The organism is Streptomyces gottesmaniae (assembly GCF_031845845.1).
Taxonomy (GTDB): Bacteria; Actinomycetota; Actinomycetes; order Streptomycetales; family Streptomycetaceae; genus Streptomyces; species Streptomyces akebiae.
In genome coordinates this window covers 1-443 of sequence record NZ_JAVRFJ010000145.1, presented here as the reverse complement: position 1 = coordinate 443, position 443 = coordinate 1, and the positions used below count along the sequence as shown (strand labels likewise).

The following is a 443-nucleotide window of genomic DNA, read 5'->3' as shown; positions in this document are numbered from 1 at the left end:
GGATCTGCAGCGCCGTATCCATGAGGCGACGCACGCCGGCTCCGAGCGCGCGGTGGAGAAGCAGCACGCCAAGGGCAAGCTGACGGCCCGTGAGCGGATCGAACTGCTCCTCGACGACGACTCCTTCGTCGAGCTGGACGAGTTCGCCCGGCACCGCTCCACCAACTTCGGCCTGGACAAGAACCGCCCCTACGGCGACGGCGTCGTCACCGGTTACGGCACGGTCGAGGGGCGTCCCGTCGCGGTCTTCTCCCAGGACTTCACCGTCTTCGGCGGCGCCCTCGGCGAGGTGTACGGCCAGAAGATCGTCAAGGTCATGGACTTCGCGCTGAAGACGGGCTGTCCGGTGATCGGGATCAACGACTCCGGGGGTGCCCGTATCCAGGAGGGCGTCATGGCCCTGGGCATGTACGGGGAGATCTTCCGCCGCAACACCCACGCCT

1 protein-coding gene is annotated in these 443 nt (G+C 67.3%); it reads left to right on the top strand.

Annotation, left to right across the window (positions count from 1 at the left end):
* Positions 1–443: carboxyl transferase domain-containing protein (locus tag RM704_RS44780; RefSeq protein WP_311593630.1), on the top strand; the 443-nt coding region annotated here is incomplete at both ends.